At 71.2% G+C, this 1,931-nt stretch carries 1 protein-coding gene; it reads left to right on the top strand.

The genetic code is table 11. From position 1 onward, the window contains the following. Positions 1-1,877, top strand: a 1,877-nt coding sequence (locus B7767_RS19690; RefSeq protein WP_179167206.1) for a penicillin-binding protein 2, incomplete at its 5' end; no start/stop codon positions are given. Between the last annotated feature and the right edge of the window lie 54 nt (positions 1,878-1,931).

The raw sequence follows: 1,931 nt of genomic DNA, 5'->3' as shown, positions 1-1,931 counted from the left end.
CCGGCGCCCGCCCGGCCCGCCGGCCCGCGGGCCCCCGCCCCGCGCCCCCGAAGGTCATCCGGCTGGGCAGCCCCCGCCCCCGGCTGCGTCTGATCGGCGTCGCCCTGACCCTGGTCCTGCTCGCCTTCGTCGTACGCCTGTTCCAGGTGCAGGCCGTCGACGCGAGCACCTACGCCGCCAAGGCCGACCGCAACCGCTACGTCGGCCAGGTGCTGGAGGCCGAGCGCGGCGGGATCACCGACCGCCACGGCGTGGCCCTGGCGACCACCGAGGACGCCTACGACATCACCGCCGACCCCACGATGTTCGCCCCGGACGAGCTGGAGATCACCGACGGCCCCGAGCAGGCCGCCGCCCTCCTCGCCCCGATCCTCGGCCAGGACCAGGACGAGCTGGTCGGGAAGCTGCGCCCGGGGAACAAGGCCCTGCGCTACGTCAAACTGGCCGGCCGCCAGACCCCGCAGACCTGGAAGCAGATCAAGGACCTGAAGGCCGCGCTCGCCAAGAAGGCCGAGACCGACGAGTCCACCGCCAACGTCCTGGCCGGCGTCTTCTCCGTGCCCACCAGCAAGCGGGTGTACCCCAACAAGGAACTCGCCGCCGGGATACTGGGCTGGGTCAACGCCGAGGGCAAGGGCGGCGGCGGCGTCGAGCTCCAGCTGAACGAACGGCTGGCCGGCGAGGACGGCAAGATCCGCTACGCCCAGTCCGGCGGCCGTCTCGTCCCGACCGCGGGCTCCACCGAGACCCCGGCGGTGCCCGGCGACGACGTCGAGCTCACCATCGACCGCGACATCCAGTGGGCCGCGCAGAACGCCATCAGCGAGCAGGTGAAGGAGTCCGCGGCCGACCGCGGCTACGTCATCGTCCAGGACACCCGCACCGGCGAGGTCCTCGCGATGGCCAACGCGCCCGGCTTCGACCCCAACGACCTCTCCGAGGCCGACCCGGACGCGCTCGGCAACGCGGCCGTCCAGGACGCCTTCGAACCCGGCTCCACCGCCAAGGTGCTCTCCATGGCGGCGGTCCTCGAGGAGAACGCCGCCACCCCCGGCACCCACGTCGTCGTGCCCAACCGGCTGCACCGCGGCGACCGGCTCTTCAAGGACGACATCGACCACCCGACCTGGTACCTGACGCTCAACGGCGTACTCGCCAAGTCCAGCAACATCGGCACCATCCTCGCCACCGGCCAGCTCGGCAGGACCCAGGCCCAGGCCAACAAGGTCCTCTACGAGTACCTGCGCAAGTTCGGCCTCGGCAGCCACAGCGGGCTCGGCTTCCCCGGCGAGACCAAGGGCATCCTCGCCCCGCCGGAGGAGTGGTCCACCTCGCAGCAGTACACGATTCCTTTCGGCCAGGGCGTCTCCGTGAACGCCATGCAGGCCGCGTCCGTCTACTCGACCATCGCCAACGGCGGCGTCCGCGTCGAACCCACCCTCGTACGCGGCTCGACGGGCCCCGACGGACGCTTCACCCCCGCCCCGGAGCCCGAGAAGACCAGGGTCGTCAGCGAGAAGACGGCGAAGACGCTCGCCCGGATGCTGGAGTCTGTCGTCGACGACGAGGAGGGCACCGGCACCAAGGCACGCATCCCGGGCTACCGGGTCGCGGGGAAGACGGGTACGGCGAACCGCGTGGATCCGGCCACCGGCAGATACCACGGCTACACCTCGTCCTTCGCCGGCTTCGCCCCCGCCGACAAGCCCAGGATCACCGTCTACTGCGTCATCCAGAACGCCACCGAGGGCAGCTACTTCGGAGGCCAGATCTGCGGACCCGTGTACAAGCAGGTCATGGAGTTCGCCCTGAAGACCCTTCAGGTGCCGCCGACCGGCGCCGACCCCGCCGACCTCCCGGTCACCTTCAAGCCCTGACCCGACCCGAGCACCGAGCCACCAGGAACCACCCGTGACGACGATCACCCCCGA

The sequence above is a fragment of the Streptomyces sp. 13-12-16 genome (assembly GCF_002114215.1).
Lineage (GTDB): Bacteria > Actinomycetota > Actinomycetes > Streptomycetales > Streptomycetaceae > Streptomyces.
This window is presented reverse-complemented; position numbering and strand designations above follow the sequence as displayed.